This is a genomic window from Burkholderia sp. BCC1977 (assembly GCF_905339595.1).
Lineage (GTDB): Bacteria > Pseudomonadota > Gammaproteobacteria > Burkholderiales > Burkholderiaceae > Burkholderia.
In genome coordinates this window covers 56,802-72,345 of sequence record NZ_CAJPGQ010000029.1, presented here as the reverse complement: position 1 = coordinate 72,345, position 15,544 = coordinate 56,802, and the positions used below count along the sequence as shown (strand labels likewise).

Here is a 15,544-nt window from a genome sequence, read left to right as displayed (position 1 = left end):
TTACCTCGTGTGGCGGATGCGCGGATTCAGCACGCCGTACAGCAGGTCGACGACCAGGTTCACGACGATCACGAGCGTCGCGATCAGCAGGATGCCGCCCTGGACGACCGGATAGTCGCGGCGGCCGATCGCATCGATCAGCCACTTGCCGACTCCGGGCCACGAAAAGAGCGTCTCGGTCAGCACGGCGCCGGCAAGCAGCGTGCCGATCTGCAGGCCGATCACGGTGACGACCGGGATCAGCGCATTGCGCAGTGCATGCACGACGACCACGCGCGCGGGCGACAGCCCCTTGGCACGGGCGGTGCGGATGTAGTCCTCGCGCAGCACTTCGAGCATCGACGAGCGCGTCATCCGCGCGATCACCGCGAGCGGGATCGTGCCGAGCACGATCGCGGGCAGGATCAGGTGGCTGACCGCCGACTTGAACGAGCCTTCGTCCGGCGCGAGCAGCGCGTCGATCAGCATGAAGCCCGTCGGATGCGGGAAGTCGTATTCGACCGCGATGCGCCCCGATACGGGCGTCCAGCCGAGGTACGACGAAAACACCATGATGAGGATCAGCCCCCACCAGAAGATCGGCATCGAGTAGCCGGTGAGCGCGGTGCCCATCACGCCGTGATCGACGACCGAGCCGCGCCGCAGCGCGGCGATCACGCCGGCCGGCAGCCCGACCGCGAGCGCGAACACGAGCGCGCACAGCGACAGTTCGACGGTCGCCGGGAAGCGCGCGAAGAATTCGCCCGCGACGCTGGTGTTGGTGATGATGGACGTGCCGAGGTCGCCATGCAACGCCCGGCCGATGTAGTGGATGTACTGCAGGGGCAGCGGCTGGTCGAGCCCGAGGCGTTTCATTGCCTCCGCATGCATCGCGGGATCGACGCCACGCTCGCCCATCATCACTTCGATGGGGTCGCCCGGTATCAGGTGAATCAGCGCAAACGCCAGGATGGTGATGCCGATGAAGGTCGGGATCACCATGCCCACGCGGCGCAACACGAATGTGAACATGATGCGTCTCGTATTTTCTTGTGGGAAATGTGCGACCGGCGACGGGAAGCTTGTGGCCTCCCGCCGCCGGATGAATAGGGCCTGTTCACGCTAATAACGGGCTTGCGAACGTGTCTTTCCGCTCGCAGTGCAAGGAGCGAGGAGCGCCGTTTGGCCGAGCCAAACAAGCGACGATCGACGCCGCAATGCGGGCGGAAAGACACGTTCCCCCGTTACCAGAAATCATTCATGGGGCTGGTCGCCAGACGGGCCGATCGCGGCGTCATGCTCCTCGCGAATACGTCGAGTATTCGCTTCGTCGCATTCCTTGCGCTCGGCCCGTCTGGCGACCAGCGCAAGCCCGTTATTAGCGTGAACAGGCCCTCAGCCGGTCTCGATCTTCCTAGACAGCTTACACGGGCCGTATTACTTCACGCCGACACCGTCGAAGCGAGCATAGCCGAGCGGCTCGATGCGCATGTCGGACACGTTCTTGCGTACCGGCTGGTAGACCGTCGAGTTCGCGATCGGCGAGAACGGCAGTTGCTGCGCGAAGATCTGCTGGGCCTGCGTGTAGATCTTCGTGCGTGCGTCCTGGCCCGTCGTCGTGCGACCCTTCTGGATCAGCTCGTCGAACGGCTTGTAGCACCAGTGCGAGAAGTTGTTGCCCTTGATCGCTTCGCAGCCGAGCAGCGTGCCGAGCCAGTTGTCGGGGTCGCCGTTGTCGCCCGTCCAGCCGATCAGCATCGTGTCCTGCTCGCCCGTGTGCGCGCGCTTGATGTACTCGCCCCACTCGTACGTGACGATCTTCGCCTTCACGCCGATCTTCGCCCAGTCGGCCTGGATCATCTCGGCCATCAGGCGGGCGTTCGGGTTGTACGCGCGCTGCACCGGCATCGCCCACAGCGTGATGTCGAAACCGTTCGGATAGCCGGCCTTCGCGAGCAGCGCCTTCGCCTTCTCGGTGTCGTTCGGGGCCATCTTCAGGTTCTTGTCGTACGACCATTGGGTCGGCGGCATCGGCGCGCTGGCGGCCTGGCCGGCACCCTGATAGACGGATTCGAGGATCGCCTTCTTGTTGATCGCCATGTCGAGCGCCTGACGCACTTCGAGCTTGTCGACCGGCTTGTGCTCGACGTTGTACGCGAGGTAGCCGAGGTTGAAGCCCGGCTGCGACGGCATGTCGATGCCCGAGTCGGCCTTCAGCGCCGCGATGTCGGCCGGACGCGGATAGCTCATCACCTGGCATTCGTTGCGCTTGATCTTCTGCACGCGCACGCCCGGGTCGGGCGTGATCGAGAAGATCAGCTTCGACAGCTTCACCGCGCCCTTCTTCCAGTAATCAGGATTGCCGTCGAAACGGATCGTCGCGTCCTTCGTGTAGCTGCGGAAGATGAACGGGCCCGTGCCGATCGGCTTCTGGTTGATGTCGGCGGCCTTGCCGGCCTTCATCAGCTGATCGCCGTATTCGGCCGACAGGATCGACGCGAATTCCATCGCCATGTTCTGGATGAACGGCGCGTTCGGCTCGGACAGCGTGAACTTCACTGTGTACGGATCGACCTTCTCGACCTTCGTGATCAGCTTGTCGAGGCCCATGTCGGTGAAGTACGGGAACGACACCGGGTAGGCCTTGCGGAACGGCTGGTTCGGGTCGAGCATGCGCTCGAACGTGAACACGACGTCGTCCGCGTTGAATTCACGCGTCGGCTTGAAGAAGTCGGTCGTGTGGAACTTCACGCCATGGCGCAGGTGGAACGTGTACACCTTGCCGTCGGACGAGACGTCCCACTTCTCGGCGAGGCCCGGCTCGACCTTGGTGCCGCCGCGCTCGAATTCGACGAGGCGGTTGTAGACGGTGAACGTGGCGGCGGTGAAATCGACGCCGGTCGTGAATTGCGCGGAATCAAAACCCGCCGGGCTGCCTTCTGAGCAGTAGACGAGTGTTTTGTTCGGGATCTGTGCGAATGCAGAACCCGCGACGCCGAGCGATGCCGCTGCCACGCCTGCAATGGCGGTAACACGCAGGGTGTGCAACAGACGGTTGTATTCCATGTTTCCTCCAGGTCTCCAGATCGGAACCGGTCCCCCAGGGGCCGGGTACGCGGATATTACTTGAGCTAGCGATCTTGCAACAAGCTGGAGAAAAAACTCTTCCAGACGGTTCGACGCGGGTTTTTGCCGATGTCTCGCGCACGCGAAAAGTGCCTCTGCGCGCGCGAGCGGCCATTTCGTTCATCCCGCGCATGTTTCCTTCGACAACTAAACAATTCGTACGCGTACGCGAACGATTGTCGCGCCGTTTTCGGGGCCAGGCCGCGCATCGTTGCAGCTTTCGAAACGATGCATGCGATGCAATACAAACGTCAGGCCGGCGCGTCGAGGTCCGCGCTGCGCGCGGGCACGAACGCGACCGCGACGATCGACAGCACGAGCCCCGCCATCACGTAATAGGTGGGCGCGAGCGGCGTGCCCGTCACCTTGATCAGCCACGTGACGATGAACTGCCCGAAGCCGCCGAACAGCATCACCGCGACGTTGTACGCGATCGACAGCCCGGTCGAGCGCACGTTGGCCGGGAACAGCTCGGCGATCATCGCGCCGAACGGCCCGTAGTAGCCGGCGAGCGTCACCGACAGCAGGGCCTGCACCGCGATCAGCCGCCCGATGCTCGGCGCCGCGTCGAGCCATGCGAACAGCGGATACATCAGCACGAGCGTCAGCACGAGCGACCACAGCGACAGCCCCTTGCGGCCGATGCGGTCCGACCACGCGCCCGCGACCGGCGACAGCACCATCAGCAGCAGGTTGCCGATGATCACCGCATAGAACGATTGCGCATACGGCAGCTTCAGCTGCTTCACCGCGAAGGTCGGCAGATAGCTGATCAGCACGTAGACCGTCACCGTCAGCGCGATCACCGAGCCGAGCCCGCACAGCACCTCGCGCGGATGGCGCGTGAACACCTCGCCGAGCGTCGCGCGGCGCGCGCTTTGCTGCGCATGCAGGAACGCTTCGGAATCGGCGAGATGACGGCGGATGTAGAAACCGATCGGGCCGATCACGAGCCCGAGGATGAACGGCACGCGCCAGCCCCAGCTGTGCAGCGCGTCGTGCGACAGCCCGCGCGTGACGGCCGCGCCGACGAGCGCGCCGATCAGCAGCGCGGCCGCCTGGCTCGCCATCTGCCAGCTGCCGTAGAAACCGCGTTTCGAGAACGGCGCGGCTTCGATCAGCAGCGCCGTCGCGCTGCCGAATTCGCCGCCCGCGGAGAAGCCCTGCAGCAGCCGGCCGAGCACGATCAGGAGCGGGCCGCCGATGCCGATTGCCGCATAGGGCGGCGCGATCGCAAGCAGGAAGATGCCGGCCGTCATCAGCAGGATCACGAGCGACAGCGCGGCCTTGCGGCCCGCGCGGTCGGCATACAGCCCGAACACGATGCCGCCGATCGGCCGCATGAAGAACGCGACGCCGAACGTCGCGGTGGTCAAGAGCAGCGACGAGTATTCACTGGAAGTCGGGAAGAACAGCTCGGCGATCACGACCGTCATGAAGCCGAACACCGTGAAGTCGTACCACTCGAGCGCGTTGCCGATCACGGCCGCCGCGACCGCCCGCCGGTTCAGCGCACGATCGGGCCGGATCGTTTTCGTTGAATTCGCAATCGTCGCCATGCGAGCCTCGTCCTCGTGAATTCGCCGTATCGGGCGGCGCGGCGCACGGGGGACCCGCGGCGCGCTGGTTTGCAGCGAGTGTAGAAAGCGACGGAACCGTTTTCAAGCATAAAAAACGCCCGCCATCGTCCGATGGCGGGCGTTTTGCGGTTTTCGCCACATTGCGGCATCGCACGATGCCGCCGCGGACGTCAGCCCATCTTCGAGAATGCGCTGCACCAGCCCTTCGCCGACACCTGCTTGCCGGGGAATGCACCGCACGGGCCCGAAGCCGAGCCCTTCTTGCCCTGGTACAGCATGCAGGCCGCGCAATCCTGGCCCGCTGCGTATTTCGGATACTTCGTCTTGTCGACCTTCGTGGCATCGGCCTTGTAGCCGAGCGCCACCGCGGTCGGATCCGTTTCCGACAGCATCGGCGCATCGGCCAGCGCTTCGCGCGAGAGCGCCAGCGCGGACACCGCGCCAATGCTCGTGATCAGGAAACTCCGACGGGATGTTTTCATGGGGGACTCGCTCCAACGTTATCGGTTTGAAAGCCGTTCTGGCGACGGCCGTTCAACAGAATAACGCTCAAGCGTATAAATGTGCGCGCCGAAATGCCGGAGATAAGGGATTTCACACGGGGTGCCGCACGGCCGGCCCGCACGGATGCGGACCGCGTGCGTCACGCATGCGACGTCATGTCGCCGACGCGCTGCGCGAGCGCGAGCGACGCGGTCAGCCCCGGCGACTCGATGCCGAACAGGTTCACGAGCCCGCGCACGCCGTGCTGCGCCACGCCCTGCACGATGAAGTCGGCCGGCGGCTCGCCGGGCCCCGCGAGCTTCGGCCGGATCCCCGCGTAGGCCGGCTGCAGCGCGTCGTCGGGCAGTTCCGGCCAGTACGTGCGGATCGACGCGTAGAACGCCTGCGCGCGCGCCGGATCGACCTCATAGCGCACCGCATCGATCCACTCGACGTCCGGGCCGAAGCGCGCCTGCCCGGCCAGGTCGAGCGTCAGGTGCACGCCGAGCCCCGCCCGGTCGGGCATCGGATAGACGAGGTGCGAGAACGGCGCGCGCCCGGCCAGGCTGAAGTAGTTGCCGCGCGCGAGATAGAGCGGCGGCACCCAGCGCGGATCGAGGCCGCGCGTGCGGCGCGCAAGCGCCTGCGCGCCGAGGCCCGCACTGTTGATCACGCACGCGGCCTCGATTTCGGTCGGTGCGTCGCCGCCGGTGCGCACGACGAAGCGGCCGCCGCGCAGCACGTCGATCGACTCGACCGGGGATTTCAGCGCGCACATCGCGCCGTCGCGCTCGGCGTCGCCGAGCAGCGCGAGCATCAGCTGGTGGCTGTCGACGATGCCGGTGGCCGGCGAGAACAGCGCCTCCACGCAGTCGAGCGCCGGCTCGAGCGTCTGCGCCTCGGTGCGCGTGAGCGGCAGCAGGTCGAACACGCCGTTTTCTACCGCGCGCGCGGCGATCGCCTTCAACTGCTTCACCTGCGCGGCGCTCGTCGCGACGAGCAGCTTGCCCACGCGCCGGTGCGGCACGTGATGCGTGTCGCAGAACTCGTACAACAGGTCGCGCCCGTGCACGCACGACATCGCCTTCAGCGAGCCGCGCGGGTAGTAGAGCCCCGCGTGAATCACCTCGCTGTTGCGCGAACTCGTGCCCGTGCCGATCGCGTCGGCCGCCTCGAGCACGATCGTCTCGCGCCCGCGCGCGGCCAGTTCCCGCGCAATCGCCAGACCGACGACACCTGCGCCGATCACGACACAATCCATCTGCTCCATGGCGTTTCGCGTCACTCACGCGTCGAGGGGAGAGAAGAGAATTGTACGTCCCGGTTCGCCCGCTTGCCGAACACATGTGTAGCGGCCGGCACGCGCGCGCCGCACGGCGCGACGCGACGCGTACCGGCCGCGTACCGGCAGCGGCAAGGCGCGCGCCGCCGGCTCAGAATCCGATCGGCCGGCGCTTCGCCGCGCCCTCGTCGGCGCGAATGTCGGACGGTGCGATCACGTCGCGGCCGTCGAGCCGCGCGGCGCCGAACGCATGCAGCAGCGCACGGCGCATCGTGCGCGGCGGCGTCGCGGCCAGCACGTCGAGCGCGTCGTCGTCGAGCGTGTCGGGGAAGCGCCGCCCCCACGCGTGCGACGTGCGGATCTCGCCGTAGATCGTCTGCGCGATCCGGCGCGCGCCGGCCGCGTCCGGCGGCGCGATCTCGTACACGTTCATCCGGTTCAGCAGCGGCTCCGGAATCGCCTGCGCATCGTTCGCGGTCGCGACCCAGATCACGTTGCCCGCATCGATCGGCACTTCGGCGAATTCGTCGACGAACGCGCGCGCGGTGTCGTGCTCCAGCAACGCGTACAGCGCGCCGAGCGGATCGTATTGCGCGTCGCTGCCCGCCTTGTCGATCTCGTCGACCGCGATCACCGGGTTCGCATAGCTGCCGTTGACGAGCGCCTCGAACACCTTGCCGGGCTTCGCGTTCTTCCATTGCGACGACGCACCCGACAGGATCCAGCCGGCCGTCAGCGAACTCATCGGCACGTAGTGGTACGCGGTGCCGAGCAGCTGCGCGAGCGCCTTCGCGAAATGGGTCTTGCCGATGCCGGGCGGCCCGAGCAGCAGGATCGGCATCAGTTCGAGCCGGTCGTCCGTCTCGAGGCACAGCGCGACCTGCTTGCGCACGTCGCCGAGCGGCTCGGTGAAATTGGGCAGCGCGTCGCCGAGTTCGTCGAACGACGGCATCCGGTTCGGCTTCACGCAAAAGCGCAGATTGCCGGTCTTGAGCATCCGCTCGTAGGTGGCGCGCAGTGCGTCGCTCGCGCTCTCGTTCAGGTCGTTCAACGCGGTCTCGACCTGCTCGAGGTCGTACACCGTGCTGAAGGACGCCACCGCCAGTTCCTGTTTCACCATCGCCGTCGTCATACCAACCTCGCTACCGCTGCCGTCACACGACCATCAGACCCTTACGATTTCAGTGTAGCGATCCCGCATCGGCGTGCAAGCAAGCAGCCGCCCCGGTCTGCTGCTAACACCGTGCGCGCACTGCAGCGTCGCGCCGCGCGGCGTATGATCGTTGGTTCACCGGCCGCCGCGCCGGCCTCGCCGACGGCGCCCGCGCGGCGCCGCGCGCTTCGTTTCGAAGGGTTGCCGATGTCCGTCCCCGCTGCTGCCCCACGCGTCGACACCGATGCGATCCATTCCGTCGACACCGTCGACGCCGCGCTCAAGTCGCGCCGCGCGATTCGCGCATTCCTGCCGACGCCCGTGCCGCGCGACACGCTCGAGGCGATCCTCGAAGCCGCGAGCCGCGCGCCGTCGGGCACCAACATCCAGCCGTGGCGCGTGTACGTCGCGACCGGTGCGACCCGCGACGCGCTCGCCGCGGCCCTCACCGCGGCGTATGACGATCCGGCGCGCGACGAGAAATACGTCGCCGAGTACGACTACTATCCGCGCGAATGGGTGTCGCCGTATATCGACCGGCGCCGCAAGGTCGGCTGGGACCTGTACGGCCTGTTGAACATCGGCCGCGACGAAAAGGCCCGCATGCACGCGCAGCATGCGCGCAACTTCCGCTTCTTCGACGCGCCGGTCGCGCTGTTCTTCACGCTCGACCGCGTGATGACGCGCGGCGCATGGCTCGACTGCGGGATGTTCCTGCAGGGCGTGATGACGGCCGCGCGCGCACGCGGCCTCGACACCTGCCCGCAGGCCGCGTTCGTGCCGTTCCACCGGATCGTCGCCGGGCATCTCGGCATGCCGGCCAACGAGCAGCTCGTCTGCGGGATGTCGCTCGGCCATGCGGACCCGGACGCGATCGAGAACCGCCTCGTCACCGAGCGCGCGAGCGTCGCCGAGTTCGCACGCTTTTTCGCTTGAAAACGCGTGATGCGCACCTACCTTTCGATCAGGACCGGATCGTGCCGCGAACCTGCGGCGACGCGTCCTGTCACACCACCGTCCAAATCGATCGGGCGTAAGATGTGCGTCCGTTCCCCGCTACCCCGCGTTTCCGGAGAAGTTTCATGCTGAAACACGGCCTGGCCGTCCTGCTCGCGAGCGCCGCGCTCGCGGCCCATGCGCAGAGCCCCGCACCGGCAGCCGTCGCATGGGAGATCCAGGTGGTGCGCGACGGTCAGACGATCGACACGTTCCAGCAACGCACCACCGTGGGTCAGACCCGCACCGACACCCATCGCTATCCGTCCGCCGTGCCCGTCGGCTGCGGCAATGCCGCGCGCGTCGTGCCGACCGAGCGCTCGCGCTCGGTGACGGTCGCGCCGCTCACCGTCGACGATGCCGCGCACACGGTGTCGCTCGCGCTCGACGTGCAGGAAACCCTCGACGACGAACCCGCGACGCGCAGCGATCCGTGCCTGCCCACGTCGCCGCGACAGATCGTCGCGAGCCATCCGGGGCTGTCGGTCGGCGGCGACGCATGGACCGACTGGACGATCGTCGAGCAGCATCCGCATCTCGTCTATCGCGTGCGTGCGCACGTCGCAAAGGACTGAGCGCCATGTCCGCCGACGCCCTGTCCTTGCCGTTCGCCGAACCGCACGCCGCACCCGACGAAATCACCGCGGTCAGCTGGAACCTGCACAAGGGCCGCTCGCCGCTCGGCTTCACCGCATGGAATGCGATGCGCAACTGGATGCAGTCGACGCACGCCGACGTGTATTTCCTGCAGGAAGCGATGGCGCGCCGCATGCCGCGCCCGCTGCTCGCACCCGGCTTCGGCGCGCCGATGGACGACGCGGTCGACGACGTGTGGCACTGCCAGGCCACCGAGATCGCGCAGGCGCTCGACTGGCAGATCGCGCTCGGACCGAACGTGTTCAAGCCGTCGTGGCGGCACGGCAACGCGATCCTGTCGCCGCATCCGCTCGACCTCGGCGGCCGTTGGGACATCTCCGCGCACCGCTTCGAGCGGCGCGGGCTGTTGGTCGCGCGCGCGACGCTCGCCGGCGCGCGGCCCGTCACGCTGCTGTGCGCGCACCTCGCGCTCACGCGCGCGGCGCGGCTGCGCCAGATGCACTGGATCGCGCACTGGATCGTGCGCAACGCGGGCGACGACCCGCTCGTGCTCGCCGGCGACTTCAACGACTGGCGCAACGATTCGGTCGCGCTGTTCGGCGAGATCGGCATGTCCGAGGTCGCGACGCTGCTCGGCCAGTCGGGCCGCACGTTCCCCGCGTTCTCCCCGGCGCTCGCGCTCGACAAGATGTTCGTGCGCGGGCTGACGCCGCTCGAATGGCAGGCGCCGTCCGGCGAAACCGCATGGCTGTCGGACCACCTGCCGTATCTCGCGCGGCTGCGCCTCGATCCGCAGTGACGCAGGCGCAGTAACCCGGCGACGCGGCAGCCCGGCAAGCGCGGCCGGGCGGCGCGCGCTACAGTAGCGCTTTGCCCGCCCCGCCGCCGCGCCGCCATGAGCTACTTGCCGATCCTGCTGCAAATCGCCGTCGTCTACCTCGTCGCGGCGATCACGCCCGGCCCGAACTTCTTCATGATTTCGCAGCTGTCGCTCGCGGGGCGGCGCAGCCTCGGCGCCGCGTCGGCGCTCGGCGTGGGCACCGCATCGGTCGCCTGGGCGACGCTCGCGATGCTCGGCCTCGCGGCCGTGCTGCATCAGGTCGAATGGCTGTACGAGACGATCCGGATCGGCGGCGCCGTCTATCTCGTCTATTTCGGCATCAAGCTGCTGCGCTCCGGCGTGCGCCGCGACCCGGCGCCGGCCGACGCGCCGGATGCGCACACGCCGCTGGCCGCGCCGCATGCGCGCGACTACCTGCGCGCGTATCGCAGCGGCCTCATCACCTGCCTGACCAACCCGAAATCGTGTGCGTTCTGGACCAGCGTGTTCGCGGCGATGCTGCCCGCGCACGTGCCGCTGTGGTTCAACGGCGCGGTGCTGGTGACGATCGGCGTGCTGTCGGCCGGCTGGTACTCGTGCGTCGCGTTCCTGTTCGCGAGCCCGCGCGCGCAGCGCGGCTACCGCCGCGTGCGGCGCCCGCTCGACGCGCTGTGCGGCGCCGCGCTCGTCGGCCTCGGCGCGAAGCTCGCGGCCGATCGCTGAAAGCCGGTTGCAAGATTTCGTTGCGCCAAATCCGCGCGGCCGCGCGGGTCAAGCCCGCATCTGCCCCAAGCAGGGTAAAATAAAGAGTTCCTCAAACGTCTGTCATCGAGAAGGCGCGTGTCCGACGCGCCGGCCGGCCGATCCGCGATCGGGCCGACGCACTCGGTTTTTTTGCCCGTTTTTGGGCCCGTTACACGCGTCCGCTACGCGCGTCCGTTTTCAAAGCCATGAGCAAATACGACACCGCCACCGTCCAATCCGTCCATCACTGGACCGACACGCTTTTCAGCTTCACCTGCACCCGTGAGCCGAGCCTGCGCTTCAACAACGGCGAATTCACGATGGTCGGCCTCGAGGTCGACGGCAAGCCGCTCGCGCGTGCCTACTCGATCGTCAGCCCGAACTACGAAGAGCACCTCGAATTCTTCAGCATCAAGGTCCAGAACGGCCCGCTGACGTCGCGCCTGCAGCACCTGAAGGTGGGCGACCCGGTGCTGATCGGCAAGAAGCCGACCGGCACGCTCGTCGCCGACAACCTGCTGCCCGGCAAGACGCTGTGGATGCTGTCGACCGGCACGGGCCTCGCGCCGTTCATGTCGATCATCCGCGACCCGGACATCTACGAACGCTTCGACAAGGTCATCCTGACGCACACCTGCCGCCTGAAGGGCGAGCTGGCGTACATGGACTACATCAAGCACGACCTGCCGGGCCACGAGTACCTCGGCGACATCATCAAGGAAAAGCTCGTCTACTACCCGACCGTCACGCGCGAAGCGTTCGACAACGAGGGCCGGATCACCGACCTGATCGCGACGGGCAAGCTGTTCACGGACCTCGGCGTGCCGGCGTTCTCGCCGGAAAACGACCGCGTGATGCTGTGCGGCAGCACCGCGATGCTGAAGGACACGACCGACCTGCTGAAGCAGGCCGGCCTGGTCGAAGGCAAGAACAGCGCGCCGGGTCACTACGTGATCGAGCGCGCATTCGTGGACTGATCGATCCCCGAATTTGTGCCGCATCAAGAACCGGAGCAAAAGCTCCGGTTTTTTTTCGTCCCTACTTGGCGAACTCGTAACAAACTGGGACCATTCCATGTCAAATCGTTACATTTGGATACGTGCTGTCCAAGTGCTTTCGTGTCGGTCTTTTTCCTACAACAGCTTCATTCCGATTATTCACATTTACCCTTAAATGTCCGCCTGACATGACCTTTTCAGAAATTTTGAGATATTATTCGGCCCGCGTGGTGGTCGTTGGGACGGTCATTGAAGGGTCGGATTCAAACGTTACAAAATGTAACTTTTGTTACCTCGGCGAGGGGCGATTCTCTGGCGGCGACCGTCATCGAAACGGCAGCCGATCCACGCAGCCAGCCGGTGCCTGAACCGCTTTCTGACAGCAGGGAGAGTCATGGATACGTCGCTCAACGCGCCCCCGGGCGCCCACGCCCCGTTCCCGTCGCAGCCGCTCGTGCATGGCTGCGCCGCCCCCGTGGCCGAAGCCCTGCCCAACCGCGACACGTCCGCCGCCCGGATCGCGGCGCTGTCCCTCCAGTTGATGACCGCCGACGAAGCGGCCCGCCGCCATCTGGCCGGCGAACTGCATGACGGACTCGGCGCCGAACTCACCGCTGCGCGCTTCGCGCTCGCAAACGTTCAAACGTGGCTCCCGGCCGATGCGGCGGACGGCTGCCTGCGCGCGCTCGAGCTGGCGCAGCGGTCGCTCGACGCCGCGACCGACGCCAACCGCCGGCTGATCGACGAGCGCGACACGCCGGCACTCGACGGTGGCGTCGTCGGCGCGCTGTCGGCCTGGGTCGACAGCCACGCGGCCCGCACCGGCCTGCGCACGAGCTTCGTCTGCGCGGCCGACGCACGGCTCACGCAACTCGGCGGCGCCGGCGCGCTCGCGATCTTCCGCGTCGCGCAGGAAGCGCTGTCGAACGTCGCGAAGCATGCGCGCGCGGCGTCCGTCGACGTGCAGATCGCCACGGACGGCTCGCATCTGTCCCTGATCGTCACCGACGATGGGACCGGTTTCGCCCGTAGCCGCCATGCCGGCTACGGTCTCGCCGGGATGCGCGCACGCTGCGAGGCATTCGGCGGCAGCTTCGACGCGAGCGCGCCGGAAGCGGGCCGCGGCACGCGCGTCACCGCGCGCTTCGCGTGGGACTCGCTGTTCGCGGTGCCGGCCGCCGCGCGCCGCGCGTCGCTTTCGTGAGGTCGCCATGAGCCTGAACATCCTGCTCGTGGACGATCATGCGATCGTGCGGCAAGGAATCCGCCACCTGCTGATCGACCGCGGCGTCGCGCGCGACGTGACCGAAGCCGAGACCGGCAGCGATGCGGTGGCCGCCGTCGACCGCCAGACCTTCGACGTGATCCTGCTCGACATCTCGCTGCCGGACACGAACGGCATCGAGGTGCTCAAGCGCATCAAGCGCAAGCTGCCGGGCGCGCCGGTGCTGATGTTCTCGATGTACCGCGAGGACCAGTACGCGGTGCGCGCGCTGAAGGCCGGCGCGGCCGGCTACCTGTCGAAGACGGTGAATGCCGCGCAGATGATCGGCGCGATCCAGCAGGTCGCGGCCGGCCGCAAGTACGTGAGCCCGGCGATGGCCGAGGCGCTCGCCGAATACGTATCGTTCGAGAACGAACCGCTGCCGCACGAGAAGCTGTCCGACCGCGAATACCAGACGCTCTGCATGCTCGCGTCGGGCAAGCGCCTCACCGATATCGCGAACACGCTGTCGCTGTCGGTGAAGACCGTCAGCGTGTACCGGTCGCGGCTGCTCGAGAAGATGCGGCTGTCGAACAACGCGGAACTGACGTTCTACGTGATGAGCAACCGGCTCGTCGAGATGGCGCCCGCGTCGGGCGCCTGATCCATCGGATTCACCGGCACCGCTCGATTCGCCGCGCCGGGCTGCTCCGTGCCGGGTTCGTGCCTGCTCCGGCCGCCGAACGGTGCCCGCAAGCGCTTGTTTTATCGGACGATTCCGCAGCGCGCCGCTGCGCCGCAGCGGGTCTTCCACGCCAAATCGGCTAAAATTACGGGTTTTCACTCACTCGGCGCCGCCGCGTTCGCGCGCGCCGGAGACTCATCAGCAATGTCCCTCTTCCGCAAGAAAAACGTCGATCGCATGATCGCCGGCGCGCACGGCGCCGGGCTCAAGAAAGCGCTCGGCGCAATCGACCTCACCTTCCTCGGCATCGGCGCGATCATCGGCACCGGCATCTTCGTGCTGACCGGCACCGGCGCCGTGCAGGCCGGCCCCGCGCTGATGCTGTCGTTCGTGATCGCCGCGATCGCATGCGGCCTCGCGGCGCTGTCGTACGCCGAATTCGCATCGACGATTCCGGTCGCGGGCTCGATCTACACGTACTCCTACGCGACGCTCGGCGAGCTCGTCGCCTGGATCATCGGCTGGGACCTGATGCTCGAATACGGCCTCGCGGCTTCGGCCGTGTCGGTCGGCTGGTCGGGCTACCTGCAGTCGCTGCTGCAGGGCTTCGGGCTCTCGCTGCCGACCGCGCTGACGGCCGCGCCCGGCGCGATCCCGGGCGTCGTCACGTGGTTCAACCTGCCCGCGTTCCTCGTGATGGTGGTGATCACGACGCTGCTGTCGATCGGCATCCGCGAGTCGACCCGCATCAACAACATCATGGTGTTCATCAAGGTGTCGGTGGTGCTGCTCGTGATCGCGGTCGGCGTGTTCCATGTGACGCCCGCGAACTGGAAGCCGTTCATGCCGCACGGCTGGAACGGCGTGTTCGGCGCGGCGGCCGTGATGTTCTTCGCGTTCATCGGCTTCGACGCGGTGTCGTCGGCGGCCGAGGAAGTGAAGAATCCGAAGCGCGATTTGCCGATCGGCATCATCGCGTCGCTCGCGGTGTGCGCGGTGCTGTACGTGACGGTCGCGGCGGTCGCGACCGGCATCGTGCCGGCGGCGCAGTACGCGAACGTGTCGCACCCGATCTCGTATGCGCTGCAGATCGCCGGCGAGAAGTGGGTCGCGGGCTTCATCGACCTCGGCGCGGTGCTCGGCATGCTGACCGTGATCCTCGTGATGAGCTACGGCCAGACGCGGATCATCTTCGCGATGTCGCGCGACGGGCTGCTGCCGGCGACGCTGTCGCGCGTGCATCCGCGCTACGCGACGCCGTTCCTGACGACCTGGCTCGTCGGCCTGTTCTTCGGGCTGATCGCCGCGCTCGTGCCGCTCAACGTGCTCGCCGAGCTGATCAACATCGGCACGCTCGCCGCGTTCTCGATGGTGTCGATCGCGGTGCTGGTGCTGCGCCGCACGCACCCGGAGCTGCCGCGCGCGTTCCGCTGCCCCGGCGTGCCGGTGGTGCCGATCCTCGCGGTCGGCGCGTGCCTGTTCCTGATGCTGAACCTGCAGCCCGTCACGTGGGCCGCATTCGGCATCTGGCTCGTGATCGGCCTCGTGATCTACTTCCTGTATTCGCGGCGCCACTCGAAGCTCGCCCACGGTCACCCAGACGCGCACTGACCCGCGCCGCCGCGTGCGCATGCCGCGCACAGCGGCACGACGCACGCCGGGCCGTCACCGGCCCCGTGCGCCCCTCCCTTCCCGCCCGAACTGGCCCGGCCGTCGGCGCACCCGCGCGGCGGCGCGACATGCGCCGCTTCGCCCGCCCGCCCGCGGCCACTACCCGATCGTCGCGATTTCTTGCCCGATCGTCCGGATTTGCCCGCACGATCTGCACGCTGCCGGCACGCGCGCGCCGGGCGGTTCATAATCCCGCCATCGAACGACGGTCCAGCCCGACGGGCCG

At 67.3% G+C, this 15,544-nt stretch carries 14 protein-coding genes; 8 read left to right on the top strand and 6 right to left on the bottom strand.

The window, feature by feature from the left end:
* The 6 genes from U5771_RS22960 to U5771_RS22935 all read right to left on the bottom strand — a co-directional run bounded on the left by U5771_RS22960 (position 1) and on the right by U5771_RS22935 (position 7,582).
* A complete protein-coding gene (locus U5771_RS22960) occupies positions 1 to 1,011 on the bottom strand; it encodes an ABC transporter permease subunit (RefSeq protein WP_063550640.1) in 1,011 nt (336 codons plus the stop codon).
* Positions 1,012 to 1,416: 405 nt separating this feature from the next.
* On the bottom strand, positions 1,417 to 3,045 hold the full coding sequence (locus U5771_RS22955; RefSeq protein ID WP_322026073.1) for an ABC transporter substrate-binding protein: 1,629 nt from the start codon (positions 3,043 to 3,045) through the stop codon (positions 1,417 to 1,419).
* Positions 3,046 to 3,356: 311 nt separating this feature from the next.
* Positions 3,357 to 4,664 (bottom strand): MFS transporter, encoded by a 1,308-nt coding sequence (locus tag U5771_RS22950; protein WP_322026072.1) that lies wholly within the window; start codon positions 4,662 to 4,664, stop codon positions 3,357 to 3,359.
* Positions 4,665 to 4,855: 191 nt separating this feature from the next.
* Positions 4,856 to 5,167 (bottom strand): high-potential iron-sulfur protein, encoded by a 312-nt coding sequence (locus U5771_RS22945; protein ID WP_021163765.1) that lies wholly within the window; start codon positions 5,165 to 5,167, stop codon positions 4,856 to 4,858.
* A gap of 161 nt (positions 5,168 to 5,328) precedes the next feature.
* Positions 5,329 to 6,438, bottom strand: coding sequence for an NAD(P)/FAD-dependent oxidoreductase (locus U5771_RS22940; RefSeq protein WP_322026071.1), 1,110 nt, complete (start codon positions 6,436 to 6,438; stop codon positions 5,329 to 5,331).
* Positions 6,439 to 6,601: 163 nt separating this feature from the next.
* Positions 6,602 to 7,582: an AAA family ATPase gene (locus U5771_RS22935; RefSeq protein WP_322026070.1), complete on the bottom strand. Its 981-nt coding sequence runs from the start codon at positions 7,580 to 7,582 to the stop codon at positions 6,602 to 6,604.
* Between the two features lie 228 nt (positions 7,583 to 7,810).
* On the opposite strand from U5771_RS22935, the gene U5771_RS22930 reads away from it, so the two are divergent.
* From U5771_RS22930 to U5771_RS22895, 8 genes are all read left to right on the top strand, one after another.
* Positions 7,811 to 8,539 carry a nitroreductase gene (locus U5771_RS22930; protein WP_322026069.1) on the top strand — a complete coding sequence of 243 codons (729 nt, stop codon included), beginning with the start codon at positions 7,811 to 7,813 and terminating at the stop codon, positions 8,537 to 8,539.
* Positions 8,540 to 8,685: 146 nt separating this feature from the next.
* Positions 8,686 to 9,174: a hypothetical protein gene (locus U5771_RS22925; protein ID WP_322026068.1), complete on the top strand. Its 489-nt coding sequence runs from the start codon at positions 8,686 to 8,688 to the stop codon at positions 9,172 to 9,174.
* Positions 9,175 to 9,179: 5 nt separating this feature from the next.
* Complete coding sequence (locus U5771_RS22920; protein WP_322026067.1) at positions 9,180 to 9,995, top strand: endonuclease/exonuclease/phosphatase family protein; 816 nt, start codon at positions 9,180 to 9,182, stop codon at positions 9,993 to 9,995.
* A 96-nt stretch (positions 9,996 to 10,091) separates the two neighbouring features.
* Positions 10,092 to 10,739 carry a LysE family translocator gene (locus U5771_RS22915; RefSeq protein ID WP_322026066.1) on the top strand — a complete coding sequence of 216 codons (648 nt, stop codon included), beginning with the start codon at positions 10,092 to 10,094 and terminating at the stop codon, positions 10,737 to 10,739.
* A 227-nt stretch (positions 10,740 to 10,966) separates the two neighbouring features.
* The gene (locus U5771_RS22910) at positions 10,967 to 11,737 is read left to right on the top strand and encodes a ferredoxin--NADP reductase (RefSeq protein WP_321819432.1); all 771 of its coding nucleotides are present in this window, start codon (positions 10,967 to 10,969) and stop codon (positions 11,735 to 11,737) included.
* A gap of 415 nt (positions 11,738 to 12,152) precedes the next feature.
* The gene (gene rqpS, locus U5771_RS22905) at positions 12,153 to 12,962 is read left to right on the top strand and encodes a quorum system sensor histidine kinase RqpS (RefSeq protein WP_322026065.1); all 810 of its coding nucleotides are present in this window, start codon (positions 12,153 to 12,155) and stop codon (positions 12,960 to 12,962) included.
* A gap of 7 nt (positions 12,963 to 12,969) precedes the next feature.
* Positions 12,970 to 13,626 carry a response regulator transcription factor RqpR gene (rqpR, locus tag U5771_RS22900; protein WP_322026064.1) on the top strand — a complete coding sequence of 219 codons (657 nt, stop codon included), beginning with the start codon at positions 12,970 to 12,972 and terminating at the stop codon, positions 13,624 to 13,626.
* A 225-nt stretch (positions 13,627 to 13,851) separates the two neighbouring features.
* Positions 13,852 to 15,258 (top strand): amino acid permease, encoded by a 1,407-nt coding sequence (locus U5771_RS22895; RefSeq protein ID WP_322026063.1) that lies wholly within the window; start codon positions 13,852 to 13,854, stop codon positions 15,256 to 15,258.
* The last annotated feature ends 286 nt before the right edge of the window (positions 15,259 to 15,544 follow it).